The sequence below is a fragment of the Bifidobacterium actinocoloniiforme DSM 22766 genome (assembly GCF_001263395.1).
Taxonomy (GTDB): Bacteria; Actinomycetota; Actinomycetes; order Actinomycetales; family Bifidobacteriaceae; genus Bombiscardovia; species Bombiscardovia actinocoloniiformis.
Window position 1 is genome coordinate 619,468 of sequence record NZ_CP011786.1, and the last position, 26,586, is coordinate 646,053.

General features: G+C 61.8%; 21 protein-coding genes. 4 read left to right on the forward strand and 17 right to left on the reverse strand.

The annotated features are described in order from the left end of the window. Positions 1-69: 69 nt before the first annotated feature. Positions 70-1,371, reverse strand: a complete 1,302-nt coding sequence (glyA, locus tag AB656_RS02510) for a serine hydroxymethyltransferase (RefSeq protein WP_033504067.1) — start codon at positions 1,369-1,371, stop codon at positions 70-72. A gap of 273 nt (positions 1,372-1,644) precedes the next feature. On the opposite strand from glyA, the gene AB656_RS02515 reads away from it, so the two are divergent. Both AB656_RS02515 and AB656_RS02520 read left to right on the forward strand, forming a co-directional pair. Next, a complete protein-coding gene (locus AB656_RS02515) occupies positions 1,645-3,462 on the forward strand; it encodes an ABC transporter ATP-binding protein (RefSeq protein ID WP_051905272.1) in 1,818 nt (605 codons plus the stop codon). Beyond that, the gene (locus AB656_RS02520; protein WP_033504068.1) at positions 3,459-5,477 is read left to right on the forward strand and encodes an ABC transporter ATP-binding protein; all 2,019 of its coding nucleotides are present in this window, start codon (positions 3,459-3,461) and stop codon (positions 5,475-5,477) included. The genes AB656_RS02515 and AB656_RS02520 overlap by 4 nt, the downstream gene beginning before the upstream one ends. A gap of 270 nt (positions 5,478-5,747) precedes the next feature. Here the strand turns inward: AB656_RS02520 and AB656_RS02525 are convergent, their stop codons facing one another. From AB656_RS02525 to AB656_RS02600, 16 genes are all read right to left on the reverse strand, one after another. Further along, on the reverse strand, positions 5,748-6,476 hold the full coding sequence (locus AB656_RS02525; protein WP_033504069.1) for an ABC-2 transporter permease: 729 nt from the start codon (positions 6,474-6,476) through the stop codon (positions 5,748-5,750). Then, positions 6,473-7,483, reverse strand: a complete 1,011-nt coding sequence (locus tag AB656_RS02530; RefSeq protein WP_081924844.1) for an ABC transporter ATP-binding protein — start codon at positions 7,481-7,483, stop codon at positions 6,473-6,475. The genes AB656_RS02525 and AB656_RS02530 overlap by 4 nt, the downstream gene beginning before the upstream one ends. Positions 7,484-7,521: 38 nt before the next feature. Then, entirely contained in the window at positions 7,522-7,902 is a 381-nt protein-coding gene (locus tag AB656_RS02535; RefSeq protein ID WP_033504070.1) for a GntR family transcriptional regulator, read from the reverse strand. A gap of 183 nt (positions 7,903-8,085) precedes the next feature. Then, positions 8,086-8,775 (reverse strand): HAD family hydrolase, encoded by a 690-nt coding sequence (locus tag AB656_RS02540; protein ID WP_051905273.1) that lies wholly within the window; start codon positions 8,773-8,775, stop codon positions 8,086-8,088. A 45-nt stretch (positions 8,776-8,820) separates the two neighbouring features. Beyond that, entirely contained in the window at positions 8,821-10,551 is a 1,731-nt protein-coding gene (recN, locus tag AB656_RS02545; RefSeq protein ID WP_033504071.1) for a DNA repair protein RecN, read from the reverse strand. Beyond that, positions 10,551-11,468 carry an NAD kinase gene (locus AB656_RS02550; protein WP_033504073.1) on the reverse strand — a complete coding sequence of 306 codons (918 nt, stop codon included), beginning with the start codon at positions 11,466-11,468 and terminating at the stop codon, positions 10,551-10,553. Before AB656_RS02550 ends, recN begins: the two co-directional genes overlap by 1 nt. A gap of 41 nt (positions 11,469-11,509) precedes the next feature. Then, positions 11,510-12,895 carry an ATP-dependent Clp protease ATP-binding subunit ClpX gene (gene clpX, locus AB656_RS02555; protein WP_051905274.1) on the reverse strand — a complete coding sequence of 462 codons (1,386 nt, stop codon included), beginning with the start codon at positions 12,893-12,895 and terminating at the stop codon, positions 11,510-11,512. A gap of 167 nt (positions 12,896-13,062) precedes the next feature. After that, positions 13,063-13,734, reverse strand: coding sequence for an ATP-dependent Clp protease proteolytic subunit (locus tag AB656_RS02560; RefSeq protein WP_033504074.1), 672 nt, complete (start codon positions 13,732-13,734; stop codon positions 13,063-13,065). Then, positions 13,724-14,326 carry an ATP-dependent Clp protease proteolytic subunit gene (locus AB656_RS02565; protein WP_033504138.1) on the reverse strand — a complete coding sequence of 201 codons (603 nt, stop codon included), beginning with the start codon at positions 14,324-14,326 and terminating at the stop codon, positions 13,724-13,726. Before AB656_RS02565 ends, AB656_RS02560 begins: the two co-directional genes overlap by 11 nt. 197 nt (positions 14,327-14,523) lie before the next feature. Further along, positions 14,524-15,930 (reverse strand): trigger factor, encoded by a 1,407-nt coding sequence (tig, locus tag AB656_RS02570; RefSeq protein WP_033504075.1) that lies wholly within the window; start codon positions 15,928-15,930, stop codon positions 14,524-14,526. 81 nt (positions 15,931-16,011) lie between these two features. After that, positions 16,012-17,304 (reverse strand): HRDC domain-containing protein, encoded by a 1,293-nt coding sequence (locus AB656_RS02575; RefSeq protein WP_033504076.1) that lies wholly within the window; start codon positions 17,302-17,304, stop codon positions 16,012-16,014. Between the two features lie 71 nt (positions 17,305-17,375). Next, complete coding sequence (gene pflA / locus AB656_RS02580) at positions 17,376-18,257, reverse strand: pyruvate formate-lyase-activating protein (RefSeq protein ID WP_033504077.1); 882 nt, start codon at positions 18,255-18,257, stop codon at positions 17,376-17,378. 181 nt (positions 18,258-18,438) lie between these two features. Beyond that, the gene (pflB, locus tag AB656_RS02585) at positions 18,439-20,817 is read right to left on the reverse strand and encodes a formate C-acetyltransferase (RefSeq protein WP_033504078.1); all 2,379 of its coding nucleotides are present in this window, start codon (positions 20,815-20,817) and stop codon (positions 18,439-18,441) included. Positions 20,818-20,968: 151 nt separating this feature from the next. Beyond that, complete coding sequence (locus AB656_RS02590; RefSeq protein ID WP_033504079.1) at positions 20,969-21,187, reverse strand: hypothetical protein; 219 nt, start codon at positions 21,185-21,187, stop codon at positions 20,969-20,971. Between the two features lie 95 nt (positions 21,188-21,282). Beyond that, complete coding sequence (locus AB656_RS02595; protein WP_081924845.1) at positions 21,283-22,974, reverse strand: NAD+ synthase; 1,692 nt, start codon at positions 22,972-22,974, stop codon at positions 21,283-21,285. A gap of 399 nt (positions 22,975-23,373) precedes the next feature. Then, positions 23,374-25,098, reverse strand: coding sequence for an MFS transporter (locus AB656_RS02600; protein ID WP_033504080.1), 1,725 nt, complete (start codon positions 25,096-25,098; stop codon positions 23,374-23,376). Between the two features lie 234 nt (positions 25,099-25,332). On the opposite strand from AB656_RS02600, the gene AB656_RS02605 reads away from it, so the two are divergent. Continuing rightward, positions 25,333-26,181, forward strand: coding sequence for a TetR/AcrR family transcriptional regulator (locus tag AB656_RS02605; protein WP_051905276.1), 849 nt, complete (start codon positions 25,333-25,335; stop codon positions 26,179-26,181). Further along, on the forward strand, positions 26,169-26,540 hold the full coding sequence (locus tag AB656_RS02610; RefSeq protein WP_033504081.1) for a YccF domain-containing protein: 372 nt from the start codon (positions 26,169-26,171) through the stop codon (positions 26,538-26,540). The genes AB656_RS02605 and AB656_RS02610 overlap by 13 nt, the downstream gene beginning before the upstream one ends. Positions 26,541-26,586: the final 46 nt, after the last annotated feature.

The window sequence follows — 26,586 nt, forward strand, 5'->3', positions numbered from 1 at the left end:
TTAGCTTCGCCGCACGCGCTACGCTCCGGTTTGTCTCTGATTGTATCCCTGCCAGCGCCCCGCCTTGCCTCACCCGACCTGATCCAGGCCTTCGTACAAGGGAAAGTCCTGAGCGAGCGCGTCCACTTGGGCTTTAAGGCCCTCCACGTCAGCGTCCCGTCCAGCAACCAGGGCTTGGGCGATGATCTCGGCGACGCGCTCGAACTGAACAGGGCCGAAACCGCGCGTAGCCAGGGCGGCCGTGCCGATGCGCAAGCCCGAGGAGACCGATGCCGGCCGTGGGTCGAAGGGGACCGTGTTTCTGTTGACTGCGATTCCCACGCGGGCCAAGAGGTCCTCGGCCTCCTTGCCGCTGAGCTCGCTGGCTCGCAAGTCCACCATGACCAGGTGGACGTCGGTGCCTCCGGTCAGCACGCTCACGCCGCGTTCGGCCAGGTCTCGCCCGTTCAGGCGGTCGGCGATGATCCGCGCGCCCTCCAAGGTCCGCGACATCCGCTCTCGGAAAGCCCTCGTCCCCGCCAATTTGAAGGCCACAGCCTTGGCTGCGATTACGTGCATGAGCGGACCGCCCTGCTGACCTGGGAAAACGGCTGAATCCAAGACCTTGCCATAGGCGCTCCGGGCCAGTATGAAGCCGGAGCGCGGCCCTCCCAAAGTCTTGTGGGCCGTGGAGGAGACGACGTCCGCCCAAGGCACCGGCGAGGGGTGGAGGCCAGCGGCCACCAGTCCGGCGAAGTGCGCCATGTCCACCCACAGCTTGGCCCCCACCTGATCGGCCACCTGCCTCAGAGCTTGGAAGTCCTCGATCCTGGGGTAGGCGGACCAACCGGCGATAATCACGGAGGGATGCGTCTGCAAGGCGCGTTCAAGCACGATCTGCGGGTCGATCAGGTAGGTGTCCGGATTCACCGTGTAGGTCTCGGCCTTGTAGAAACGGCCGGAGAAGTTCATCCTGGTCCCGTGCGTCAGGTGCCCGCCGTGGTCCAGGGCCAAGCCCAGCACTGTGTCGCCGGGCTTGGCCAGCGCCTGGTATACCGCAGCGTTGGCTTGGGCGCCTGAATGAGGCTGAACATTGGCGTACTCAGCCCCGAAGAGCTCACACGCGCGGCTGCGCGCCAGCTCCTCCACCTGATCCAGGAACTCGCATCCCCCGTAGTAGCGCCTACCGGGATAGCCCTCCGCGTACTTGTTCGTCAGCACGCTGCCCTGGGCCTGCAGCACGGCCTTAGGCACGAAGTTCTCGGAGGCGATCATCTCGAGCCCCCCGCGCTGCCGCTTCAGTTCAGCCTCCAGCAGAGCGGCTATCTGGGGATCGGCCTGTCCGATCCCCATGGTGAACGCCTCAGTCGCCTGCTCCCTACTGTCTGTCATTCCTGCGTCTCCTTACATATCGCTTACGACGCTGGTATCCAGGGCCGAAACCTGGCCCGCGCTGTCTGCCGAATCCATATACTGTTACTTATTGCTTGCATTGATTACGGCGCGAAATTCGCACAGTGATCGAAAGAGCCGTTCTCCAGTCCTTGCGCAGGTCCTAAGGCTCCTCTGCACCCGAACTGGCTACCGCCCTAGGGGCGTACCCTCGCGCTGGAGGCGTTCGGCTGTGGCGATTGTATACAAAGCGGGAGCAAAAGAGGAGGGGTTGTGAGCGAAGCCACAGAAAAAGGGGCCGTAATCACGGACGTGCAGGAGCGGCCGAAGCATTTGGTGCGCACGTTGCTGCGCTCCCTGCGTGAGTATCGGAAGGCCAGTTGGCTCGCTCCAGCATACGTCTTCGTCGAGAGCGTCCTGGAAATCGTAATCCCGACGGTCATGGCCGGCCTGATTGACTACGGCGTCTCCGCCCGCTCCATGCCGAACATCGCCAAATTCGGGCTTATTCTTGTTTGCTGTTCGCTGGTCTCGCTCTTCTCGGGCTTCATGTCGGGCAAGTATGCGGCCATCGCCTCGGCCGGCTTCGCCAAGAACCTGCGCCATGACCTTTTCGACAAGGTGCAGTCCTTCTCATTTACCAACATCGACCGCTTCTCCACAGGCTCGATTATCACCCGTCTGACCACGGACGTGACCAACCTGCAATACGCTTACCAGATGATCATCCGCGTCGGGGTGCGTGCGCCGGTCATGGTGATCGTCGCCTGGTTCTTCTCCTTCCGCATCTCCCACTCGATCTCGATGATCTTCCTGGCTGCCATCCCGATTCTGGGCATCGGGCTCATCGGCCTGTCCGTATGGGTCCACCCGATTTTCGAGCGGGTCTTCCATAGGTACGACCGGCTCAACGGCGTGGTCGAGGAGAATCTGCAAGGCATCCGCGTGGTCAAGTCCTACAACCGCGAGGACCACGAGGAGCGCAAGTTCAGCCGCATCTCCATGGCCATCTACCGGGCTTACTGCAGGGCCGAGCACATCATGAGCTTCACGGTCCCCCTGCTCAACTTCTGCATTTACACGGCCCTAATCCTGATCTCATGGCTGGGCGCCCAGCAAATCGTCGCCTCTGGCAACAACGCGGCGCACGGCCTGACCACCGGCGACCTGACCGCCCTGGTCACCTATACCATGCAGATCCTTATGGCCATGAACATGATCTCGATGATCGTCGTCATGGTCATCATCTCACAGGCTTCCGCGGAGCGCATCTGCCAGGTCCTCGTGGAGCGCTCCACCGTGGAGAACCCCGCCCACCCGGTGATGGAGGTGCCCAACGGATCGGTGGAATTCGACCATGTGGGCTTCCGCTACTCCAATTCCTCCGAAAAACCGGTCCTGGACGATGTGAGCCTGTCGATCACGTCCGGACAGACCATCGGCATCGTCGGCGGCACGGGGTCAGCCAAGTCGAGCTTGGTCCAGCTGATTCCCCGCTTGTACGACGTGACCCAGGGCACGCTCAAAGTGGGCGGACACGACGTGCGCGAATACGACCTGGAGGCCTTGCGTGACCAAGTGGCGATGGTCCTGCAGAAGAACGTCCTCTTCTCCGGCACAATCGCCGAGAACTTGCGCTGGGGGAACCCGGACGCCAGCGACGAGCAGCTGCGGCGGGTCTGCAAACTGGCCCAAGCGGACTCCTTCATCCAGGAATTCCCCGATAAATACGACACGATGCTCGACCAAGGCGGCACGAACGTCTCGGGCGGCCAGCGCCAGCGCCTGTGCATTGCCAGGGCCCTGCTGAAGAGACCAAAGATCCTGATACTGGACGATTCCACCTCCGCCGTGGACACCAAGACCGACCAACTCATCAGAACGGCCTTGCGCGAGGAAATCCCTCGAACGACCAAAATCATCATCGCCCAGCGGATCGCCTCGGTTGAGCAATCCGACTTAATCGTCGTCTTGGACGGCGGGCGCATCCTGGATAGGGGCACCCACGAGCAGCTGCTCAAGACCTGCTCCGAGTACCGTTCCATCTATGAATCGCAGACCAGCGAGCCTGGGCAGGAGGTGCGGGCATGAGCCAGCAACAAGCAGATAAGCGCCAGGGGCGTCCGGCCATGCAGAAAGCCGCACCAGGAACCAGCAAGCGCATTTTCTCCTACATCCTGCACTACAAGTGGCAGGTGGCCGTCATCGTCGTATGCATCCTGGTCTCGGCGGCTTCCCAGGCCGCCTCGGCCCTCTTCCTCCAGACGCTGATCGACCATTACATCCTGCCTCTGGTGGGTGCCGATAATCCTAACTGGGCTCCCCTGATCCGTATGCTAACCCTGATGGCGTGCCTGTACGCGGTCGGCACCTTCTGCTCCTGGCTGTGGTCCTGGCTGATCGTCAAGGTGGAGCAGGGCACTCTCAGGGATATCCGCGATCAGATGTTCGCCCACCAGCAGCATCTGCCTATTCGCTATTTCGACTCCCATGAGCACGGCGACACGATGAGCCGATACACCAACGACACCGACACCCTGCGCCAGGCGATCTCCCAGTCCTTCCCGCAGATGTTCTCCTCCGCGATCGCGGCTCTGGCCGCCCTGGCCTCTATGCTCTGGCTCTCAGTGCCCTTCACCCTGTTCACCTTGGCTTTCAGCGTGCTGCTGATTGTCATCGTACGCGGGATCGTCACCCGATCAGGCCTGTATTTCGTCAAGCAGCAACGGGCGATCGGCCAGGTCAACGCCTTCGTCGAGGAGGCGGTTAACGGTCAGAAAGTGGTCAAGGTCTTCAACCATGAGCGCACCACCGCCGACGACTTCCAGGCCCGTAACGAAGAGCTGTTCGAGGCGGCCGCCGAAGCGAACACCTATGGCAACGTGACCATGCCTGTAGTGGGCAACATGGGCTACATGCTCTACGTGATCCTGGCGATCCTAGGCGGCCTGGCCGGTGTGTTCGGTTGGGGCAATTTCGGCCTGTCTGGGGCGGGCCCCCTAACTTTGGGCACGATCATCTCCCTGCTGACCCTTTCGCGCTCCTTCATCAACCCCATCGGCCAGGTCTCCATGCAGTTCAACATGGTCATGATGGCCCTGGCCGGCGCCTCCCGGATTTTCTCACTGATGGATGAGCCCGTAGAAACCGACGACGGGAGCGTGCAGTTGGTCTCGGTGGAGTTGGGCTCTGATGAGCGCACGATGACGGAAGTTGATTACGAGACCGGTCATTGGGCTTGGAAGCGAGCCGACGACGACGACGGAACCCGTTCCCTGGCTGCAGCCGCCAAACTCAGAGGCGATGCCCGGCAGGTGGCGATGAAAGCGAAAGAGGTCGCGGTCACCTCCCCCGACGGACGCTATACCTTGCTCAAGGGAGACGTGCGCTTCACCGATGTGACCTTCGGCTACGATCCAGCCAAGCCGGTCCTGCACGACATCACCTGGTTCGCCAAGCCCGGCCAAAAGATGGCCCTGGTGGGTGCTACAGGCGCAGGCAAGACCACAATCACCAACCTGATCAACCGCTTCTACGACATTCAGGAAGGGCAGATCCTCTATGACGGCATCGACGTCAAGAACATCCGCAAGCCTGACCTGCGCCGTTCCCTCGGCATCGTCCTGCAAGACGTGAACCTCTTCACCGGCACCGTGCTCGACAACATCCGCTACGGCCGCTTGGACGCGACGGACGAGGAATGCATCGAGGCCGCCAAGCTGACCAATGCGGACGGGTTCATCCGCATGCTCCCCAAAGGCTACCAGACCGTGCTGGAGGGCGATGGCTCCGGCTTGTCCCAAGGCCAACGCCAGCTGATTTCAATCGCCCGCGCCGCCGTGGCTGATCCACCGGCGATGATCTTGGACGAGGCGACCTCCTCCATCGATACCCGTACCGAGGAGGTCGTCCAGGAGGGCATGGACGCGCTGATGAAAGGCCGCACCACTTTCGTGATCGCCCACAGACTCTCTACAGTGCGCAACTCGGATGTGATCATGGTCCTGGACCACGGACGCATCATCGAACGCGGCAACCACGAGGAATTGATCGCGCAGCACGGCGAGTACTATCAGCTCTACACCGGAGCTTTCGAATTGGAATAACCGTTGTGCGGTTAACCGCATATGGTTGTGCCCGCCGGGACCCACCCGGCGGGCACAACCATATGCGGAGCCCACCAGCGACACTCCGCGCTGCCGCGCCCGACTTGAATGGGATTTTGGGCAGAAGCGAACAGCTTAAACCTTTCAATCGCCACTTTCGCGTTCGCTTGTGCCCAAAATTGCTCAACGGGTTTTATGGGGGTTGGGTTATCGGCCCTGCTGGTGCGCGTATATCGACGCTTGCTCCGCCCTGTTGCTATCTAACGGCCCTCATAGCTCCTTCTTGCCGTAGATGCGCAGGGAGCAGGCTATCGAGATCAAGACAGCGAGGACAGCCACTAGGACACCGAGAATGACCGTACGCAGGACGCTGGTGGTCAGGAAAACGGCGATACGGGCAGCCCAATCCTGCGGGATGCGCGAAATCAGGAAGCCCAAGGCCACTAATCCGATCAGTGACAGGCTCATGCCCTTTAAGACGCTCATGCTGTTGAACCGATACAGGAGTGGAAGGAAGATGCAGATCAGGAGCAAGACCGTCAATAAGCAGATCCCGCAGACCGCCAGGACCGGCATATCCAGGGCGGTACCTGTCAGATCGAACACGACCGGCATATCCAGGGCGGTACCTGTGAGATCGAACACGACCGGCACCAGCAGGATCCCAACCAGGTAGGCCAAGAGGTCGAAGGCTGACATGATGTAGCGTCCCAGCACTTGCCGTGAGCGTGAGATAGGAATCATTCCATCGAAGCGGATGTCTCCGGATTGTTCGGTTACCAAGAAGGGGTACATGCTGTACAAAGCCGTCACACAGCCTACGCTCCCGCAGATGCCGCCGAACATCCCGTCGACGGATTCCGTGGTCTTCGCACCCGATAACCCCATCACCAGCGCCATGATGACAGGCAGGGCGATGATCAGCGCAATCCCATACACTTTGCCGTAGGACTCCAACCGCCTATTGTCGAGTCGGACTTGCGCGATGATGCCATTCATAACCGTACCTCCTGTCGCTCGTCTTCAGGTAGTTGCTCACGGATTCCCTTGCTGTTTCCATCGGACACCCGCTCGCTGGTCAGGCGCATGATGTCATCAAATTCCGGGCGTTCCTGGCTATAGCGGCTTGCATCGGGTCCAGCGACTGCATGGCGACCCCCTTCCGCAGTCAGGAAGGCTTGCGCATTTTCCGCCGCCACCAGCGCGTCAAAGCCAGTGGCGAACTCGCGGACACCGACCGCCAACCGCCGCTGGGCCGTTGTCAGGTCGCCGGGAGCCCCGTGGATCAGGACGAAGGCGTCCTCGAACTCGTCACGCGGACCGGTGTAGCAGAGGGAGCCGCCGTTGATGTAGGTGATGAAGTCGGCGACCCGCTCCAGGTCGGAGGTGATGTGGGAGGAGAAGAGGACCGAGTGCTGGCCGTCGGCGATGTAGTCGGCCAGGAGGTCCATCAGCTCATCCCGGGCCAGCACATCCAGACCGGCTGTAGGCTCGTCCAGGACCAGGAGCCTGGCGTCATGGCTCAAAGCCACGGCCAGCATGAGTTTCATCTGCATGCCGCGGGACAAATCCTTGACCTTCTTCTTGGGAGCGAGCCCGAAGCGCTCCAGGTACTGCCGGAAAGCGTCCTCCTGCCAAGTCGGGTACAGGGGCGCCATGGCTTTACCACAGGTGTCCACAGTCCACAGGTTCACGAAGTAGGAGGTGTCGAACACCACTCCCAGTTGGGCTTTGACCGATTCCTCATGAGCGATGTTATCCATGCCCAGGATCTCGATGGTCCCCCGATCCCTCGTGATCATGTTGAGGATGAGTCGGATCAACGTGGACTTTCCGGCTCCATTGGGACCGATGAGCCCCATGATGTAGCCCATGGGGAGGTCAAAGGTAACATCGTTGAGGCTGAACGAATGCCCCTCAGCCTCATCCTTGGTGCGCCGGTAGTGTTTGCCTACGTCATTTACGCGGAGGGCGTAGGCGGGTTGGTTTCGCATCCTCTCGTTCATGCTTTGTCCTTTCTGGTGTTCGCTTCCCAAGTTCAGCTTCAGGAATCCAACTGCGCCATGGCCTGGTCCAGCAAGTCGTGCAAGTCGTCCCCACCGATTCCCGCGGCCCGCGCGGCTTGCGCCGCATTGTCGAGGTCCGAGCGCACCTGCTTGACCAACCGTTCGTGCATACGTTCATTGCTCCGGTCCAAGACGAACGTGCCCTTGCCCTGGATGTTCTCCAGGATGCCCTCCTGGGCGAGTTCGTTGTAGGCCCGGGTCACGGTCAGCACCGAGATGCGCAGGTCCTTGGCCAGGGAGCGCAAGGATGGCAGCGACTCCCCCGCCCGCAGGCTGCCGTCCAGGACGGCAGAGCGAATTTGGTCCTCTATCTGCTGATAGATGGGTTCACCGGACACGGATGAGATGATCAGTTTCATCCAAGCCCCCCTCCGTTAAAAGTCGGCAGACAGCAGACGCCCCTGCGTACCTGGTAAGCGACGTACTACTGTTTTACTGTCATACATAACTCTATAACAGTAGAAGCAACTGTGCAAGTCAACTGCATAACAGTTAGCGGAATCGGCTCCATTTGGCGAGGCGCGACCCCAGTTCCGCACTCCTTACAGGCAGGCGGGCGCCTGGGAGAAGTCGCGAATAGCGCCGTCGGCCACGGCTTGGATGCGCCCCCAGTCAGACGCCGAGGAATCGTCATACACGGCCCACACCTTCATGCCTACGCTCCTCGCGGAACGAAGGGCCAGCAGCAGGTCCTCGAAAACCGTGCAATCCGTAGGCTCCACCCCCAACTGACGGGCGGCAAGCCGGTAGATATCGGGCTCCGCCTTGCCGACCGAACCCGCGTCATCCACGCTGCATGCGCAATCGAAGCAATCGGCCATGCCGGCGTGTTCCAAGGCCACCCACCGCAGGCTGTGAGGCAGGCTGGTAGCCACAGCCAGCCGAGCCCCAGTGGCCTTGAGAGCACGCAGGTAGCCTACGGCATGAGGCTTAGGCTTCACAGCAGTGGCGTAGAGAATCCGAGCGTCATTTTCCCACTCGTCCACAAGGGCCTGCGGCCGTTCGTCCAGGCCGAAGCGGTCAATGGTGTACCGAGCGATCGCGTCGGTCTGCATGGAAGCGACCGTCGACGCGTAATCCGCCGGCATGCCGAGGCCACGGCGCTCGAAGAATCGGCGGTCGATCTCCAGCCATACACCCATCGAATCCAAAAGAGTGCCATCCAAGTCGAAAATGGCGCCCTTGCCCTTATTGCAGAGCCCGCATCCGTCAGTCCGCCCAGACTGGCCCATGCCCACAACCTCCCCGTCAAGCCGAAGTATTCGACTCATAAAAAGCTAGAGACGGCTGGCGGCCAGGAGCTCCCGAGCATGTTGAATCGAAGTGCGGGACTCGCTGCCCGCCAACATGCGGGCGATTTCCTGCTCCCGATCCCCGCCGTCCACCTGCCGCACCTGGGTCTGAACCCCGGAGTCCCCTTGCCCTTTGGCGACGACAAACTGTCGATCAGCCCATGAGGCCACCTGGGCAAGGTGGGTGACGACAATGACTTGGGAACTCGTAGCCAGTCGCGCTAAACGTTTGCCGAGTTCCACGGCCGCCTTGCCTCCCACGCCGGCATCCACTTCATCGAAGATGAACGTCATCCGAGCGCCGCTCGTTGCATCCTGCGCGGTTTCCTTCCCGCCTTGGACGTTCTTGGCGTCAGCCGCGACCAGCTCCATAGCCAGCATGAGCCGACTGAGCTCGCCACCCGATGCGGAGGAGCCCATCGGCAACTGCTGGGACCCGGGAAAAGGAGTGAAAAGGAAGGACACTTCGTCCATCCCATGCGCATCCATGCCCCCATCGGACCGAGGCCGCACACGCACGTCCAAGGCCGCGCCCCCCATAGCCAGAGCGCCGAGCTCCTTACCCACCTTGGATCCCAGGGTGCGACCGGCGGCAGACCGCTTAGCGCTCAAATTCCTCCCAGCTTCAGCCGCGGCTTGGAGGGCCGCCTGCCTCTCCTCCCGTAATGCCTGCATCTGCTCAGGCGAAGCGTCCATATCCTCTAAATCGAACCGGGCCTTGTCCCGCCAAGCAATCACATCCTCGATTGATGGCCCCCAACGGCCTTTAAGCTCTTCGAGGTCGTGGATGCGGGCGTTGATTTTATCCAAGTCACCGGCCCCTCCCTCACTGTCGAGCTGCCGGGTCAGGTTGAAGACCAGATCCGATAGGTCCGCGCTAATGGAACGCAAGCGGGCCAGACTGTCCTCAAAGAGGTCGTTGACCCCTGTGGATTGCAGGGATTGAATGGCTTGCTCCACCAGACTGGCCACACTGGGCGCTTCCACGTCCACATCCAGCTGGGAGGCATCCAAGGCGCTGAGAGCACCGGTGACCCCCTGGGCGATCTGCGCGCCGTGCTCGATCCTGTCCCGCTGCTCCTTCAGATCTGCGTCCTCACCGGGCCGGGGGTCCACCGAGTCGATCCGTTCAATCGACTGGCGCAGGTAGTCGGCTTGCTGAATGACCCCGGCCTGCTGTTCCTGAAGCTTATCCAGCTTTTTCGTCAAGGTCTGCGCACGTTCCCATGCCGCCCGGTAAGCATCGAGCTGAGGCTGATCTCCCGCGTAAGCGTCCAGAAAGTCACGCTGCCGAGCGGGCGAAGCCATGCGCATCTGGTCTGACTGTCCATGGATGGTCACCAGGCGCTCGCTCAAATCCGTCAAGAGGGAACGCGGCACGGTACGACCGTTGGCCAAAGACCTGGAGCGCCCCTGGGCCGGCACCGACCGAGCCAGGTAAAGCAAACCTTCCTCAGGCTCCAGACCCGCCTCTTCCGCGAACCCCAGAGCAGGCGATCCGGGGCCTAGGTCGAAGATACCCTGGGCCCAGGCTGTCTCCCGCCCAGGCGTCACCCGGGCGTTCTGGGCCAGCGCACCGGAAATCAGACCTATCGCGTTCAAGAGCATGGACTTGCCAGCCCCGGTCTCCCCCGTGATGGCGGTCATGCCCGCGGCCGGCGCCAGGCGGGCGTGACGGATGGGCCCCAGGTCGCGCACCTCCAACTCGTCCAGCATCACAGTCCCTTCCCTGGGCCATTCCCGGTGCTTTGAGCCTTGCGGCTCTGCTCCCGCCACCCAACGACAGGCAAGTCGAACTTACTCACCAGACGCTGGGTGAACGGCACCCCGGACAGGCGGGCCAAGCGGAGCACATCGCGCGAACGGCGCACCTGCACCCGTGACCCTCGGGGCACCATGAGCTGCCGGCGTCCGTCGCAGCATATCCACCCATCCGAAGGCGAGTCCTCCAGTAAATCGATGGAGAATTCGGAGCTCGGGCCGATGATCAGCGACCGGGCGAAGAGGGCGTGCGCCGCGATTGGCACCATTTGCAAGGATTGCGCATCCGGCCACACCACCGGACCTCCCACAGAGAAGGCGTATGCTGTGGAGCCGGTCGGAGTAGCGACTATCTCACCATCGCAGCCGTAGGAGGACATCTCCACATCGTCCACCCGCACGCTGACTTCAATCATCTTGCCTCGGTCGTAGCGCTCTAGGGTCATGTCGTTCAAGGCCCAGTCTTCCAAAGGCTTGTCCGCTCCGGGCAACCACAGGTCCACATGCTCGACCATGCGCTCATCCAGCGAGTAGTCGTGATCCGCCACACGTTTCATGGCCTCCTCGATCTGAAAACTCTCGAATTCCGCCAGGAAGCCCACATGGCCCAGGTTGACGCCTAAGATCGGCACACCGGAGGTCTTGACGAGTTCAGCCGCCCTCAGAATCGTGCCGTCCCCGCCCAGGACGATGACGATCTCGGTGTCCTCGTCCACCCGCTGGCAGGGCTGGCCGAAAGCAGGCGCCTCGCTGTTATCGATGATGGAGACATCGAAGCCCGCCTGGCCCAGCTGCCCTAGGGCCTCGACCACAATGGGGCCGGAACGCACCCGCTGGTGGGTCACCACAACGGCTTTCCTTCTGCCCATCATCCCTCTCCTTACTATTCGCTACGCCGCCCAGGCCCAGCCGCCTACGCGCCCGAAGCGAGCCGCTGGTCCCGAAACTCGCCCATCGGGTTCGCCTGCTCCTCCAGCAGATACCGGGGCGGCCGTTGCCCGTCCACCGCCTCAGCATCCACCACCACGCCGGTCACACCTTGCAGCTCAGGAATCTCGAACATGGTCCCCTCCAAGGTCCGCTCGATGATCGCGCGCAAACCTCGCGCTCCCACCCCGGCCTGGAAGGCGATTTGGGCGATGCGTTCCAGAGCACCCTCGGTGAAGGACAAATCCACTCCGTCGTCCAGGAACATGCGCTGGTATTGCTTGACCAACGCATTGTCCGGTTGGGTCAGCACTTGCCGCAGCTGGTCCTGGTCCAAGCGCCCCAAAGTAGTGACGACAGGCAGTCTCCCGACGAATTCCGGCAGGAGTCCGAAGGCTTCCAAGTCGTCCGCATTCACTTGCTGAAGAATTTGCTCCCGGTTCAGCTCCTGGTCTCGGCTGGGCGCGGCGAAGCCGGACTCCCGCAAGCCTAAGCGGTCCTGGATGATATCCTCCAGACCGACGAATGCACCGCCGCAGATGAAAAGAATCCCACGCGTGTCCAGCTGAACGCTCTCCTGCTCACGCTGCTTTCGGGAACCTTCCAAGGGCACATTGGCGACCGTTCCCTCGATGATTTTCAAGAGGGCCTGCTGCACCCCTTCGCCTGAGACATCGCGTGTGATGGACGTGTTCTGCCCTGACTTGCGAGCTATCTTGTCTATCTCGTCGATGTAGATGATGCCCTGCTGAGCGCGCTCCACATCGCCGTCGGCAGCCTGAATCAAACGTTGGAGCACCGTCTCCACGTCATCGCCCACATAACCGGCCTCGGTCAACGTAGTCGCATCGGTGATGACGAACGGCACATTCATCATCCGCGCCAAGGAACGAGCCAGGTAGGTCTTACCGACCCCAGTTGGCCCCAGAAGCAGAATATTGGATTTGTCCACCTCCACCTGCTCCAGCGCATTGCTCCGGTCCGCCTTGCTGACGCCGATGTCCCCAGCCTCCGTTCCGCCTGTTTCAATCGCGGCGGCGGACAAGCTCATACTCGCCAAGGCCCGATCCCGGTCCATCCGTACCCGTTTATAGTGGTTGTAGACCGCCACGGACAACGTGCGTTTAGCTGCCTCCTGACCTACCACATAACGGTTCAAGTAGGCGAAAATGCTGGAAGGAACCGGCAACTCGTGCTGCTCGGACCGCTGGCCTTTGGCCTGATCCTCAGACAGAATCTGCACGCATAGGGCCACGCACTCATCGCAAATGGCGGAGGAAGGCCCCTTGATCAGGCGTCCCACCTGCTTTTCGCTCTTACCGCAGAAATCGCAGCGGAACAGCCCCTCGTTGTAACTGACGACGCGCCCCATAGCTCTCCTTCCTGCCATCCAGCACATCCATACTACGCGACGTCTCCCACCCACGACCAGGCCTCAGTGCCATGTGGTCGAATGCGCCTGCCTATCCACCGGGGACAAGGAAGCCCCCGGACCGGGTCCTTTCCCCGGCGGGGGGCTTGCCAGCCGCTCAACGCGGCTTACTTGCGGTGCTCCAGCACCTCGTCAACCATGCCGTATTCCTTGGCTGCCTGAGCAGTCAGAATCGTGTCGACCTCGATGTCCTTGCGGATCTTCTCGATATCCTGGCCAGTGTGCTTGGCCAGGGTTTCCTCCAGCCATTCACGCATGCGCAGCATCTCACGAGCCTGAATCTCGATCTCCGTGGCCTTGCCGAAGTCCTGCTCCATCGCAGGCTGGTGGATGAGCACGCGAGCGTTCGGCAGGATCAGCCGCTTGCCCTCGGTCCCCGCCGCCAGCAGGACCGCTGCCGCTGAGGCAGCCTGCCCTAGGCAAACGGTCTGCACGTCGGGCTTGATGTACTGCATGGTGTCGTAAATGGCGGTCATGGCCGTCATCGACCCACCAGGCGAATTGACGTAAATAATCACGTCCCTGTTGGGGTCCTGGCTCTCCAGAACCAGGAGCTGGGCCATGATGTCATCAGCCGAGGTGTCGTCCACCTGCACGCCCATGAAGATGATTCGGTCGTCGAACAGGCGGGTGTAAGGGTCCTGTCGTTTGTACCCGTAGGGGGTCTTCTCCTCGAACTGAGGCAGGACATACCGGCTCTGGGGGCTCAGGGCGGCCCTTCCGGAAGGTCCCGCCAAGCGCTGGGCCCGGGCTACGAATCGTGCTTCTTCAGATGCCATGTCTCACTCCCCCCTTGTCGGACCTCATCGTGCCATGCGTGGTCACGATTTTGTCGACAAAGCCATATTCCAGCGCCTCTTGGGCGTTGAACCAGTGGTCGTATTCGTTATCGCGGTAAATCTCCTCGACCGTATGCCCGGTCTGGTCGGCGGTCAACTGCGAGAGGGTCTTCTTCATGTCCATGATCAGCTCGGCGTTAATGCGCACATCGGTGGCCGTGCCGCCCACCCCGCCGGAAGGCTGGTGCATCAGCACGCGAGCGTGGGAGGTGATGAAGCGCTTGCCCTTGGTGCCTGAGGACAGCAGGAACTGTCCCATCGAAGCGGCCATGCCGACCGCCACAGTGGCCACGTCGGGCTCGATTAGCTGCATGGTGTCGTAAATCGCCATTCCAGCAGTGATGGAACCGCCTGGGGAGTTGATGTAGAGCCAGATGTCTTTCTTGGGATCCTCGGCCGCAAGCATCAGCATCTGAGCGCAAATCACGTTTGCGTTAGCGTCCTTGACCTCGTCGCCCAGCCAGATGATGCGGTCTTTCAGCAGGCGGTTGAAAATGGGGTCGGTCGGCGATGGCGCCTCCCCCTCCTCCATGACGGGCAGAGTTGCAAGAGTATTGCTCACCGTGTCTCCTTTGATGTGCATTCCATGTTTCGAGCCTACCGCCTTGCGGCGACCCGCGCCGGACGTTGCGCTTCTTGCGCAAAAGCCGCGCCTGGCGCAAAACCGAGGCTACCTCGGTCCACGCTAGGCGCGGCCCTCACACACTCACCGTCCGCGAACGGCCAAGCTCACTCCTGGCTATCGCCTTCGTTGGAATCCTCGTGGCTGATCTGGTCGGCCACAGCGGCAGCCGCGGAAGCGGCCTGCACGCTCTCGTCCTCCTCGGCCTCAGCCTGAGCGGCGTCGTCCTCATCCTCGCCCAGGAAGCGCGACAGGTCCAGGGCCTTGCCGTCGGAATCCTTGAAGGTGACGGCCCTCATACCGGCAAGCATTCCCTTGGAACGACCGACTTCCTGCACGGCCGAACCCAGCTGCCCGTTCTGTACGATCGCATTGATGAAGGCGGAGGGATCCATGCCGTACTGCTGGGCGATGGAGGCCAGGAAGTTGGTCACATCCACCTGAGTGACCGAAACCTGAAGCTTTTCAGCCAGCGCATCCAAGACCATCTGGTCGCGCAGCTCCTTCTCCACGTTCTTCTCGGCTTCGTCCTTCTCCTCCTTGGAGGCGGAATCGGCGCCCTTGCCACCATTCTTGAGCTGATCGGCGACCATGGACTCCTTGATGCCCTTGGGCACCGGAATATCCAGACCGTCCTCCAGCTTGGCGATGAAGGCATCACGGGCATCGGTGGCCTGACGGCCTTCGGCATCGGTCTCGCACTGCTTGCGCACGTCCGCCTTGAGCTCGTCCAGGGTGTCGAACTCGGAGGCTTCCTTGGCGAAGTCATCGTCCAGCTCAGGCAGCTCCTCGGCCTTGACCGAGTTGACCTTGACCTTGATTTGGGCCTTCTCGCCTTGGTGGTCGCCCGCTTCCAGGGTGCCGTCGAAGGTGGTTTCCTCGCCGGCGGACAGGCCGTCCAAAGCCTCATCCAGACCGTCCAGCATGGTGTTGGAACCAAGCTCATAGGAGACGCCCTGCTGGGAGTCCACGGACTCGCCGTCGATCACCGCTTCCAGGTCGATCGAAGCGTAGTCGCCCTTCTGAGCCGGGCGGTCCACCGAGACGAGCGTGCCGAAGCGCTTGCGCAGATTGTCCAGGCGCTTGTCCACGTCTTCATCGGTGACCTCAGGCTTGGCTACCTCGATCTCCATGCCCTCCAGGTCGGGCAGGTCGAACTGGGGACGAATCTCCACCTCAGCGGTGAACTTGAGCTTGGTGTCGTCCTTGGCGGACTCAGGCACGTCCTTCACGTCGATTTGCGGCTGGTCCATGGCGTGCATCTGCTTCTCGGACAAGGCCTTGGAGTAAAGCTCGGGCACGCCATGGTTGATGGCCTCGCCGACGACGGCCGCGAAACCGATCCTCTGGTCGATGATCGGGCCGGGCACATGCCCCTTGCGGAAGCCAGGCACGTTGACCTGCTTGCCGATCTCCTTGCGGGCCGCGTCCAGGTAAGGATCGAACTCATCCCTGTCGACGGTGATGGTGAGCCTGACCTTGGTAGGCTCAAGATTCCTGACGCTGATTTTCACGCTGCGCTCCAATTCATCACGTACGTATCACAACCGGTTGATCTGCCGATGTCTGCCAGTTCCCTGCCAATTCAGCAACCGTTACATAATAGCGCTACTTACGGACTCGCTGACCAGACCGACCTGCCAGGGGCGCGCGCCCTCACCGGCCAGAAACGCCGCCACATCCCCGCCGACGAGCTCATCCCTCCAGCATAAATCCCGCAGGTACTGGGGCTTGATGATCACGTCCGCCGGGGTTCGCACGTCTTGGGCAATGGTCGCTACAGCCTTGCGAGCGGCGCATAGGCGGGCGTAGCGCGCCGGATGGCGCTGCCAGACCTTCATTGAACGCGGCGCCTTGCCCTCCTCCCCGTTGCCGTGTCGGGGCTTGGGCGGTCGGGGAAGTTCGTCCTCCCCCTCTTGCAGGGCTTGCAGGATGGCGCGCCTCCAGACCGAGGGCTTTACTGAGCGCTGAATCGGGGCGTATCGTTCAAACATTTTGTCTTGCTCGCCACCGGTGCGCATGCGCACCCGCTCATTCAAGGATCGAATGGCGCGGAACTGGCGACCATTGCGCGGCTTCATACGCGCGGCCTCGATGATCGCGGCATCCGACAGCAGCAGGGAGGGCGATATGTCCAATTCTCGCGCCAGCCGGTCACGCTCGGTCCACAGGGCCCTCGCAACGGCCAGTCCGCGGCGATCCTTGCGTAGGACATTGATATGGGATATGTGCCGCCAGGGTTGCTCGCCGCGGTCCTTGCGCTTGGCGCCGTCAACCAGGAGCCAGGCGAACTCCTCTTGCGCCCACTCATCCTTGCCCTGAGCCTTCAACTCACGACTCATGGCCTGGTCCAGCTCTATCAGGAGCTCCACATCCAGGGCGGCGTAGTTACGCCAATCGCGTGGCAACGGCCTGTACGACCAGTCGGCGGCGGAGTGCTCTTTGGCCAGGGTGAGGCCCAGGTAATGCTCCGTGACCGCTGCCAGGCTCACATGCTTGAGGCCCAGCATCCGAGCCGCCAGCTCGGTGTCGAACAGGGCACGAGGAGCCATGCCGATGTCCACGAAACCAGGCAGGTCCTGTCGGCTGTCGTGGATGATCCACTCAGCGTCGCCCACGGCCTGATTGAAGTCCTGCCAGGAGCCGCCTGCCTTCTCCACCGCCACAGGGTCGACCAAGGCTATGCCTGCGCCCTCGCGTTTGAATTGGACCAGGTAATCCTCCTGGCTGTACCGAAACCCTGAAGCCCGTTCGGCATCAGCCGCCAAAGGGCCCTCAGCCTGCGAGTATTCCTCGCACATCAAGCGGAAGGCGTCCAAGCCGTCTATGACATCAGGTACACCCTCCCGGGGTTCTGGCAGCAGATGTGATTCTCGCTCTAGGGCCAACGTCTTCTTACGCCTCTCTGGGGCCTATCGGTTACGGTGTACACAGCTTAGCGCGAGGCCTGAAAGTGCTTTCAGTAGACGACGAAACTGTGGTCCTCCAACTGCTTCCTGACCCTGTCCTGCAAAGCGTGCGAGGGTCCCTTCTTCTCCTCCAGGGGGTAGGGGATGCGCATCTCGTGCCACTTGGGCCGACCCAGCTGGTGGAAGGGCAGCACGTCGATATGCTCGATAGCGCCACGGAATTGCTCGCAGACCTTGGCCACATTCTCAACGTTCTCGACGGAATCCGTCAGACCGGGCACAAGGACGAAGCGGACCCAAATCTTGGAGCCTGCAGCTTCCAAGCGCTTGCCGAATTCAATCGTGGGCGCCAGGGTGCCTCCGGTGACCTCTTTGTAAGTCTTCTCATCGCCGGACTTGACATCCAGGAGGCACAGGTCGATGTCCTTGATCATCTCGTCGGTGTAGTTGCGGTTCAGGAAGCCGGAGGTGTCCAAGCAGGTGTGGACGCCCATCTCCTTGGCCGCGCGAAAGACGCGTGAGACGAAAGCCGCCTGCATCATCGATTCGCCGCCGGAGAAGGTGATGCCACCGCCTGTAGCCTTGAAGAGGTCCTCGTAACGGGCGACCTTGTCGATCATCGCTTGCAGGTAGACCGGTTGGCCGTCGCGCATCTTCCAAGTATCGGGGTTCTGGCAGTACTGGCAGCGCAGGGGGCAGCCCGACATGAAGACGGTCATGCGGGTGCCCGGACCGTCGACTGAAGTGTTGATGTCCCAGGAGTGCACGAAGCCTATGTCACCGGTGCGCAGGGCGTCGATCCTGTCCCTTCTGTCCAGGCCGATCGGCGATTCAAAGCCCGAGAGACCACCCATTAAGGTTTGGGTTTGGTAGACCTTCGACTCTTTAAGCATGTGCGGCTTCGTCGTGCGGAATTGCGTGCCTTGAGTCATCAACTGCCTCCCTGCGTCCTTGCGTCCGGCTGCTACCGGGAACCACTATATCAAGATTGGAACCAACGATAGGTCGGGTACGGCGATAAAAGAGGGGCGGAGCCACGGGCCCCGCCCCTTACTGCTTACTTGAGCTTCCTGCTCAATGCCAGCGCCAGGCTAGCTGGCATCAGGCCGGATGTCAGTCGACCACAGCTCCCTGGTGGAAGGTGCGGGAGATGACGTCCAGCTGCTGCTCACGGGTCAGCTTGACGAAGTTGACTGCGTAGCCGGAGACGCGCACGGTCAGGTGCGGGTACTTTTCAGGATGCTCCACGGCGTCCTCCAGCTGCTCCTTGCGAAGCACGTTGATGTTCGCGTGGTAGAGGCCGTGACCGTTACCGGAATCCAGGATGCCGACCAGGTTCTTAATGCGCTCATCCTCGTCGCGGCCCAGGCCGTCAGGGGTGATCGTGTTGGTCAGCGAGATGCCGTCCAGCGCGTCATCGTAATCAATCTTACCGACCGAGAACATCGAGGGCAGCATGCCGTGGGAATCCATACCGTTCTCAGGGTTCGCGCCGGGTGCGTACGGCGTGCCCTTCTTGTGCCCGGAGGGGAAGGAGCCGGTGTTGTGGCCATACTCTACGTTGGAGGTAATGGTCAGAATCGACTGAGTGGGGACAGCGCCACGGTAGACCGGGAGCTTCTTGATCTGGCCCATGACGGTGGCTACCGTCCACTTGGCCAGGTCATCGGCGCGATCATCGTCGTTGCCGTAAATCGGGAACTCGCCGACGGTCTTGTAGTTGACGACCAAATCGTCGTCAGCGCCCTCGACGTACTCCGGGGTGCCCTTGGCGTCCTTGTTATAAATCGGGTAGACCTTGGCGTAGCGGATGGCGGACAGGGAGTCCGCGGCGATCGACAGACCGGACATACCGCAACCGAGGGTGCGGTACACTTCCTTGTCGTGCAGAGCCATCTCGATGGACTCGTAGGCGTACTTATCGTGCATGTAGTGGATGATGTTGAGGGCCTCGACGTAGGTCTCGGACAGCCACTCAAGAGCCTTCTCGTAGTTGTCCTTGACCTTCTGGAAGTCCAGAGTCCCGTCGGCTTCGGGCGTGATCGGGTCGATGATGCCCTTGTCGATCACCTGCATGCCGGTCATCTCATCGCGGCCGCCGTTGATTGCGTAGAGCAAAGCCTTGGCAGAGTTCACACGAGCGCCGAAGAACTGCATTTGCTTGCCGACACGCATCGGTGAGACGCAGCAAGCGATGGCCGCATCGTCACCCCAGTGGGCGCGGATGTCCTTGTCGGACTCGTACTGAATGGCCGAGGTATCGATGGAGATACGCGCGCAGAAGCGCTTATAGCCCTCAGGCAGCTTCGGATCCCAAAAGATCGTGATGTTCGGTTCAGGCCCGGGCCCCAGGTGATCCATGGTCAGTGTTGCGAGCAGACGGAAGGAGGTCTTGGTGACCAGTGGACGGCCGTCGTCGGAGAAGCCGGCGTCGGACCAGGTGGCCCAGTAAGGATCACCGGAGAAAATCTGATCGTAATCGCGTGTGCGCAGGAAGCGAACGATGCGCAGCTTCATCACGATGTTATCGATGATCTCCTGGGCATCGGTCTCGTCGATCAGGCCAGCGGCCAGGTCACGCTCGAAGTAGATGTCGAAGAAGGCGGAAAGACGACCAATGGACATAGCGGCGCCGTCCTGGCTCTTCACGGAGGCCAGGTAGCCCATGTAGGTCCACTGCACGGCTTCCTTGGCGGTCTGCGCGGGGCGGGACAGGTCCAGGCCATACTCCTGACCCAGGTTCAGCAGCTGCTTCAGGGCCTTAATCTGCTCGGAGTGCTCCTCGCGGAAGCGAATCCAATGCTCAATCTCGTCCTCGGTGAAGTCGTTGCGGTAAGGAATCGAATCCTTGTCGGCCTGCTTGCGGGCAATCAGCTCGTTGACGCCGTAGAGAGCGACGCGGCGGTAATCACCGATGATGCGGCCACGGCCGTATGCGTCCGGTAGACCGGTGAGAATCTTGTTGTGGCGAGCTACCTTGATGCGGCGGGTATAGACATCGAACACGCCATCGTTGTGGGTCTTGCGGTAGCGGGTGAAGATCTTCTTGACCTCAGGGTCAGGCTCCTTACCGGCTTCCTTGATGGCCTGCTCAACCATACGCCAGCCACCGTTCGGCATCATGGCGCGCTTGGTCGGTACGTCAGTCTGCAGACCGACGATGACGTTGTCCTGGGTATCCTCGGCGGACTTGCCATCGATGTAGCCGGCGGGGAAAGCGTCAATGCCGGCCGGAGTGTGAGTGTCCACGTCGTAGACGCGCTGCTTGCGCTCCACGGCGAGGAAGTTGTCGTCCAAGTACTTCCACAGAGCCTTGGTTTTCTCGGTGGCAGGCTTCAGGAAGGACTCATCGCCGGTGTATGGCGTGTAGTTCTCCTGGATGAAGTCACGGACGTCAATGTCCTTCCGCCAGTCATCGCCCTTGAAGCCCTTCCAAGCCTTCGCTTGAAGTTCCTCGGGAGAGACGGCCGTCTTCGTATCAACTGCTGTCATTGCAACTCCTTGTTGACGTGTCAGCGCGCGTCTTCACGCTGCTGCCTTCAGCTCTCATTATATGAGGCGGCGCCTTTGAATGAGGCCCATAATGCCGTGAGGTTTATCACACTAGAGGGCAAATTCCGTATTTTTTATTGACAACCTCACCTTATTGCCCTTTGCTGCCCCGTTCGTCGCTCCAGTCATTTCGCCAGCGCCGGTCCTCCTCCTCCCAGCGTTCATTGCGCTCTTGCGCTATTTTCCAAGCTTCCAGAGCCGCTTCCCGCGTCGGGTAAGGACCCATCCTCCGCTCCCCCGGTGATACCTTGCCAAGCTCGGCCTGACCGGTTGCCGTATTGAAAAACCATTCCTTTTGCTCACTCACCATGCGCACTTCCTTTCCCTGGCACTACGCCATTGAGCCCCGGACGAACTTCACTTCGCGGCCATCCCCTGACGGGGTCCACGCGCTATCCTCTGGTCTCATTCAGCGAAAGCATTGGTGACCGGAAGCCTGCGATCACGGCCGAAGGCCAGGGCCGTCAGCTTGGGCCCCAGCGGGTACTGGCGACGTTTCCACTCGGCCCGGTCCACCAAACGCATGACAGTGTCGACCGTCTTCGGGTCGAACCCGTCGGCCAGCAGGTCGGCGCGGCCATGGGCCTTCTCAATGTAGGCCTCCAGCACCTTGTCTAAGAGCCCGTAATCAGGCAAGGAATCAGAGTCCTTTTGACCCTCGCGCAGCTCGGCCGAGGGGGCCTTGGTGATCGAAGCGACCGGAATCGGTTCAGGTTCGCCAGCCGCCTTGGCCTGGGCGTTCCGCCAGCGCGACAACTGCCAAACCCGCGTCTTCAACAAATCCTTGATGGGCGCGTAACCGCCGACGGCATCTCCATAGATGGTGGAATAGCCGCAGGCCAGCTCGGACTTGTTGCCGGTGGCAAGCGCCAGCAGCCCCTTCGCGTTGGAGTAGGCCATCACGATGACGCCACGGATGCGTGCCTGAAGGTTCTCGGCCGCTACGCCCGTCAAGTTCAACTGATCCTGAAACGCGGAGAAGAGGGTTTCTATGGCCTGTACCTCGTAGTGGGCCCCCAGCCGCTCGGCCAAGTCGGCCGCGTCATCCTTGGAGCCGTCGGAGGAATACCTGCTGGGCATTGAAATGCCCCAAATGTTCGAGCCCCCGCATGCGTCCGCGGCGATGGTGGCCACGAGGGCCGAATCAATCCCGCCTGACAAGCCCAGGCAAACCCCAGTGAAATGGTTCTTGGCCATATAATCCCTGAGCCCCAGCACACAGGCCCGGTAGACTTCCTCGTCGCCGTCCATGTCGGGGGTCAGCTGGGAGCCCACTTGCGCGCTCTCCCCCGCCGCGGGTAGGGTCCAGTAGCACAGGTCCTCGCGGAACTGGGGCGAATGCTCCAGCAGCCGGCCGTCCTGGTCAATCACGAAGGATCCGCCGTCGAAGATAAGATCGTCCTGGCCGCCCACCTGGTTGACGTATGCCACGGGGGCGGCGACCTCCCGGGCCCGGCGTTCGGCCAGCTCGCGACGTACATGCCCCTTGCCCTCCTCGTAGGGCGAGCCGTTGATGGTGAGCAAGAGGTCAAGGTTTCGGCCCGCGAGAGCCTGAATTGGCCCCCCGTCCTGCCAGATGTCCTCGCAGATGGCCACGCCGATCCGTTGCCCGTCTATGGTCAGCACGACCGAGCGCTGGCCAGGCGAGAAGATGCGAAACTCATCGAAGACCCCGTAATTAGGCAGGAAGTGCTTGTCATAGCCCGCCCAGACCACGCCATCGTGGAGCACCACCATCCGGTTACGCGGTAGATCCTTCTCGTGGTCCGTGCCCACGGTGCCTACTACGATATAGAGGTCCCCCAGCCCCTGTTCGCTGAGCTGTCCTGCTAGCTCGTTGGCCTTGTCCCAGGCCGCGCGTCGGAATGTGGCGCGCAGCGCCAGATCCTCGATCGGATACCCGGTCAGCGTCATCTCGGGAAAGACCACAAGCCGCGCCTCATCCCGCGCCGCCCGCCGTGCGTACTCCAGGACCTTGGCCGCGTTACCGTCCAGGTCACCCACGCACGTATCTATCTGCGCCAAAGCCATCTTCAGGCTCCGCTTGCTTCCGGCGACCCCGTATTCCACCCGTTCGAATTCATCCACTCGTGTCATACTCCCAGCCTACCTTCTGGGCTACCTGTCAAGCCTTCCTCCGGTACCTCTCTGCCGTGACGGCCAGGCAGGGAGGATCGCCAGCGGCCCCATGCCGGCAAACCGACACCTCGCTCTACGCTTGCGGCAAGCGGAAGGAATGCGCATGAAACGACGCATCGACCAAAACGGGGCTCCCGCATTCTCGTCCTTGCACATTCCCATGGACGGCGGACGCTTGGAGCGGACTTGGAAGGCTTGCCCCGCCCGGCCCTCAGCGAACTCGGCATTGATGCATTCGTGGGAATAGGGCGTCGCGAAGCGTCGAGAACCTGGTAACGCAGGACGGCGGATGCGAGAAAACCCGACCTCTTGCGCTGGACGCAAGAGAGGCCGGGTTTTTCGCTGTCAGCCCCAGGTTTACTTAGAAGCGGCCTTGGCGGAGTCCACGGCTTCGGCGGCGCGGCGAACCTTGATGGAGGCCAAGAGACCGACCAGGAGGAGGATGCAGGCGAAGGTCATGGCCAGCTGCCCGCCCTCGATGAACCCTGAGGTCAGGGCGCTGGTGACCTGGGGTCCCAGGGAGCCCAATTCGCCGTGGGTGCCCTGAGCGCGCATGCCTGAAATCATGTTGCCGGCGGAGGATTTAACAGCGGCGACCAAGCCATCACGGGCGCTGGAGGGCAGGCCGGGAATGGAGGCGAGCTTGCCTGGGGTGGTGAATCCGACCGCAACCGACAGCGCCGTGCCCGAGACGGCGGCGCCCAGGGCCGTACCCAATTGGCGGATAGTGGACTGGGTGGCCGAGCCTTCACCGGATTGGGCGATGGGGACGCCGGAGAGAACCAGACTGGTCAGCTGGGCGGAGGCGAAGCCCAGGCCTAGCCCGTAGATGACCAGCCCGACCATAAGCAGCCATATGGGGGTGGAGCCGCCCATCGTGGCGATGGCAGCGATGACTCCCACCATCTCCAGGACCAACCCGAGCTGGACGGTGCCGCCCGCGCCCAGTTTTGCGGAAACGAAGCGGGCCATGCCGCCGGAGACGATGGAGCCCAGGGCCAGGACCGCGATGATACCGCCCGTTTGAAGGGTGTTGAGGGAGCGGGCGTTGATCAGGTAGAGCGGCAGGGTGAAGATGACGACGAACTCACCGGCGTTGATGATGGCGGCGGTGAAATTGCCCCAACCGAAGGTGGCGATCTTAAAGAGGGTCACATCAAGCATGACCAGGCGGCCACCGCTCTTGCGCCTGAGCTCATGCACGGCGAACCAGGCCAGGAGCGCGAGACCGAGAACCAGGCAAACAGGGATAATCGAAATCGGCGCGGACTGCGACCAGGTGATCGGGCCGACAGACAGGGACTTGGCCGGCCTGAGCCAACCGTACGTCTCGCCCTCAATCAGGCCGAAGATCACGAATGCCGAGCCGAACGCGGACAGGAGGATGCCGCCGACATCGGACAGCAGGCCCAGGCTGGATCCTTCGCCGCGACCCTGTCCCTTGGACTCTGGCACGAAGGGGATGGAGAAGACGAAGACGATAGCGCCCAGGGGCAAGTTGACCAGGAAAATCCAACGCCAACCGATGGTCTGGGTGAACAGGCCTCCCATAAGAGGTCCGATGGCGGCTGCTGATGACATGACCGCGCCCCAGACGCCGAAGGCCGTGGCCCGGTATTTGCCACGGAAATTGGCTGACACGGAAGACAAGGTGGAAGGCATGACCAGGGCGCCGCCGATGCCTTGGACCACGCGGGCCAGGAGCAGGACGGTGCCGGTCTGGGAGGAGGCCGCGAGCAGGGAGCCGCCCACGAAGACCACGGTGCCTACCTGCAGGAGACGCTTGCGGCCGTACATATCGCCCAATCGACCCGAAGGCAGGAGCAGGGCGGCCAGGACGATCGAGTAAAGGGCCGTGATCCACTGGGCATCGGTCAGGTCGATATGGATCGCGGAGATGATGGCGGGGATGGAGACGTTCACGATGGACGAATCCAAGACGATCATCGCCAGGCCCAGAGCGAGCACCCACAGGGCTTTCCACGGCGGCTTAGGCTCCCCTTGCCGCACCGACTGACTTGCCTGCGCTGGCTTACTGACCTCAGCAGCCGCTTGCATCTGGGCTTGTTCCATTTTGTGCATCCCTTTCGCACCGAGCGCATCTCCCCTGGCCGCAGCGTGGGACCGTTCGCAGCGAGGGGATGTTTTGCGACACATTGTCGCTAACAGGCTCGACAATACCCCTTCCATCCGCTTCCAGGCAAATCAACGCTCACCGAACCCGCCGACCCGGGGACGAGGAGCGCCTCCATAGGGGGGTCGTCCTAAAATCGCCTTAGATGCCGCAAGTGGGCCGGACCCGAGGAAGGGAGCGCTATGCCCAAGATCAAGGAAGCCAGCCTGGGCGAGCACCGCCAACGCCTGCAAGGGCTGATCCTGGATGCAGCTGAGTCCCTCCTCAAGTCCGGCGGACGGCAGGCCCTGACCATGGGCGCAGTCAGCGAGCGCGCCGGCATAGCCCGCAACTCCCTTTACCGCTACGCCTCCAACGCGGACCAACTGGCCGACATGGTCCTGGTGCGCCGCCTACCCTCGTGGGCCGAGGCTTTGAACCAGGCCCTGGAGGGGCGGGAGCGCCCGGATGGTGTGATCCTGGCCTGGGCCGAGGCCAACTTGCGCCAGGCCGTCGCTCACGGGCACAGCTGGCTGATGGACCTGTTCGGTGCAGTGGACGACGAGAGCCTGCGCAGGAGCTTCCTGTACGCTTCCAGCGAACCGGGGCGAGACGACATCGCCTCCGACACGGAAGCCGGCCGGGACGATCCCCGCCAAGCCATGATCCGTTTTTACCATTTGGTCAACGATCCCCTGGTCGAAGCCTGGCGCGAGCTCGTGCCGGATCGTGCCCAGACCGGCGTGGAGCTCACGCGAGGCTTGGTGCAATCCGGCATGAGGCTAATTGATGCCCAGGAGAGTGCGCAGGGCACCCCGCCGAACCGGCCCGCGGACCCTCAGGGCGGGCGGGGCGAAAGCCAGGATAACGGGCGCATAGTGGCCGACGTGTTGGCCTCGGTCAGCGCGGTCACCAGGACCTTGGCCGATCCTGGCGCTGGAACGAGCGGGAATGCGCCCGGCCTTGAACCTGTTGACCAACTATCAGCGGCCGATGGCCCTGCTGCGGGTAGGAGCGAAAAGGAAGGCGGGACCGCATCATGCGACTCATAGGCAATATCATCTGGCTCATACTTGGCGGCCTGGCGCTGGCGGCGGGATGGGCCCTCGTCGGCGTTCTCCTGTGCCTGACCGTGGTCGGCATCCCGCTGGGTGTCCAGGCCTTCAAGATGGCCAAGCTGACCTTGTCGCCCTTCGGCAAGACCGTGACCTACGGAGGCGGTCTGGGCTCCATCCTGGCTAACGTCATCTGGGTGCTGCTGGTCGGCTGGTGGATGGCTGTCGGCTACGTGGTCGCCGGCCTTGCGAATATAGTCACGATCATCGGCATACCTTTTGGCATCCAGTCGATCAAAATGGCCCAATTGGCTCTGATGCCTTTCGGGTCGCGGGTATCCAAGCGCCTGTACTGAGCGGCCCGTCCTCATCAAACCCAAGCGCTGTCTGCGGGTCGCAAGG

What these genes read in the sequence shown, in the direction of transcription:
- glyA (WP_033504067.1), bottom strand. Translation starts at nt 1,371, where the DNA reads ATGACAGACAGTAGGGAGCAGGCGACTGAGGCGTTCACCATGGGGATC.
- AB656_RS02520 (WP_033504068.1), top strand. Translation starts at nt 3,459, where the DNA reads ATGAGCCAGCAACAAGCAGATAAGCGCCAGGGGCGTCCGGCCATGCAG.
- AB656_RS02525 (WP_033504069.1), bottom strand. Translation starts at nt 6,476, where the DNA reads ATGAATGGCATCATCGCGCAAGTCCGACTCGACAATAGGCGGTTGGAG.
- AB656_RS02530 (WP_081924844.1), bottom strand. Translation starts at nt 7,483, where the DNA reads ATGAACGAGAGGATGCGAAACCAACCCGCCTACGCCCTCCGCGTAAAT.
- AB656_RS02535 (WP_033504070.1), bottom strand. Translation starts at nt 7,902, where the DNA reads ATGAAACTGATCATCTCATCCGTGTCCGGTGAACCCATCTATCAGCAG.
- AB656_RS02540 (WP_051905273.1), bottom strand. Translation starts at nt 8,775, where the DNA reads ATGGGCCAGTCTGGGCGGACTGACGGATGCGGGCTCTGCAATAAGGGC.
- recN (WP_033504071.1), bottom strand. Translation starts at nt 10,551, where the DNA reads ATGCTGGACGAGTTGGAGGTGCGCGACCTGGGGCCCATCCGTCACGCC.
- AB656_RS02550 (WP_033504073.1), bottom strand. Translation starts at nt 11,468, where the DNA reads ATGATGGGCAGAAGGAAAGCCGTTGTGGTGACCCACCAGCGGGTGCGT.
- clpX (WP_051905274.1), bottom strand. Translation starts at nt 12,895, where the DNA reads ATGGGGCGCGTCGTCAGTTACAACGAGGGGCTGTTCCGCTGCGATTTC.
- AB656_RS02560 (WP_033504074.1), bottom strand. Translation starts at nt 13,734, where the DNA reads ATGGCATCTGAAGAAGCACGATTCGTAGCCCGGGCCCAGCGCTTGGCG.
- AB656_RS02565 (WP_033504138.1), bottom strand. Translation starts at nt 14,326, where the DNA reads ATGGAGGAGGGGGAGGCGCCATCGCCGACCGACCCCATTTTCAACCGC.
- pflA (WP_033504077.1), bottom strand. Translation starts at nt 18,257, where the DNA reads ATGACTCAAGGCACGCAATTCCGCACGACGAAGCCGCACATGCTTAAA.
- pflB (WP_033504078.1), bottom strand. Translation starts at nt 20,817, where the DNA reads ATGACAGCAGTTGATACGAAGACGGCCGTCTCTCCCGAGGAACTTCAA.
- AB656_RS02590 (WP_033504079.1), bottom strand. Translation starts at nt 21,187, where the DNA reads ATGGTGAGTGAGCAAAAGGAATGGTTTTTCAATACGGCAACCGGTCAG.
- AB656_RS02595 (WP_081924845.1), bottom strand. Translation starts at nt 22,974, where the DNA reads ATGACACGAGTGGATGAATTCGAACGGGTGGAATACGGGGTCGCCGGA.
- AB656_RS02600 (WP_033504080.1), bottom strand. Translation starts at nt 25,098, where the DNA reads ATGCACAAAATGGAACAAGCCCAGATGCAAGCGGCTGCTGAGGTCAGT.
- AB656_RS02605 (WP_051905276.1), top strand. Translation starts at nt 25,333, where the DNA reads ATGCCCAAGATCAAGGAAGCCAGCCTGGGCGAGCACCGCCAACGCCTG.
- AB656_RS02610 (WP_033504081.1), top strand. Translation starts at nt 26,169, where the DNA reads ATGCGACTCATAGGCAATATCATCTGGCTCATACTTGGCGGCCTGGCG.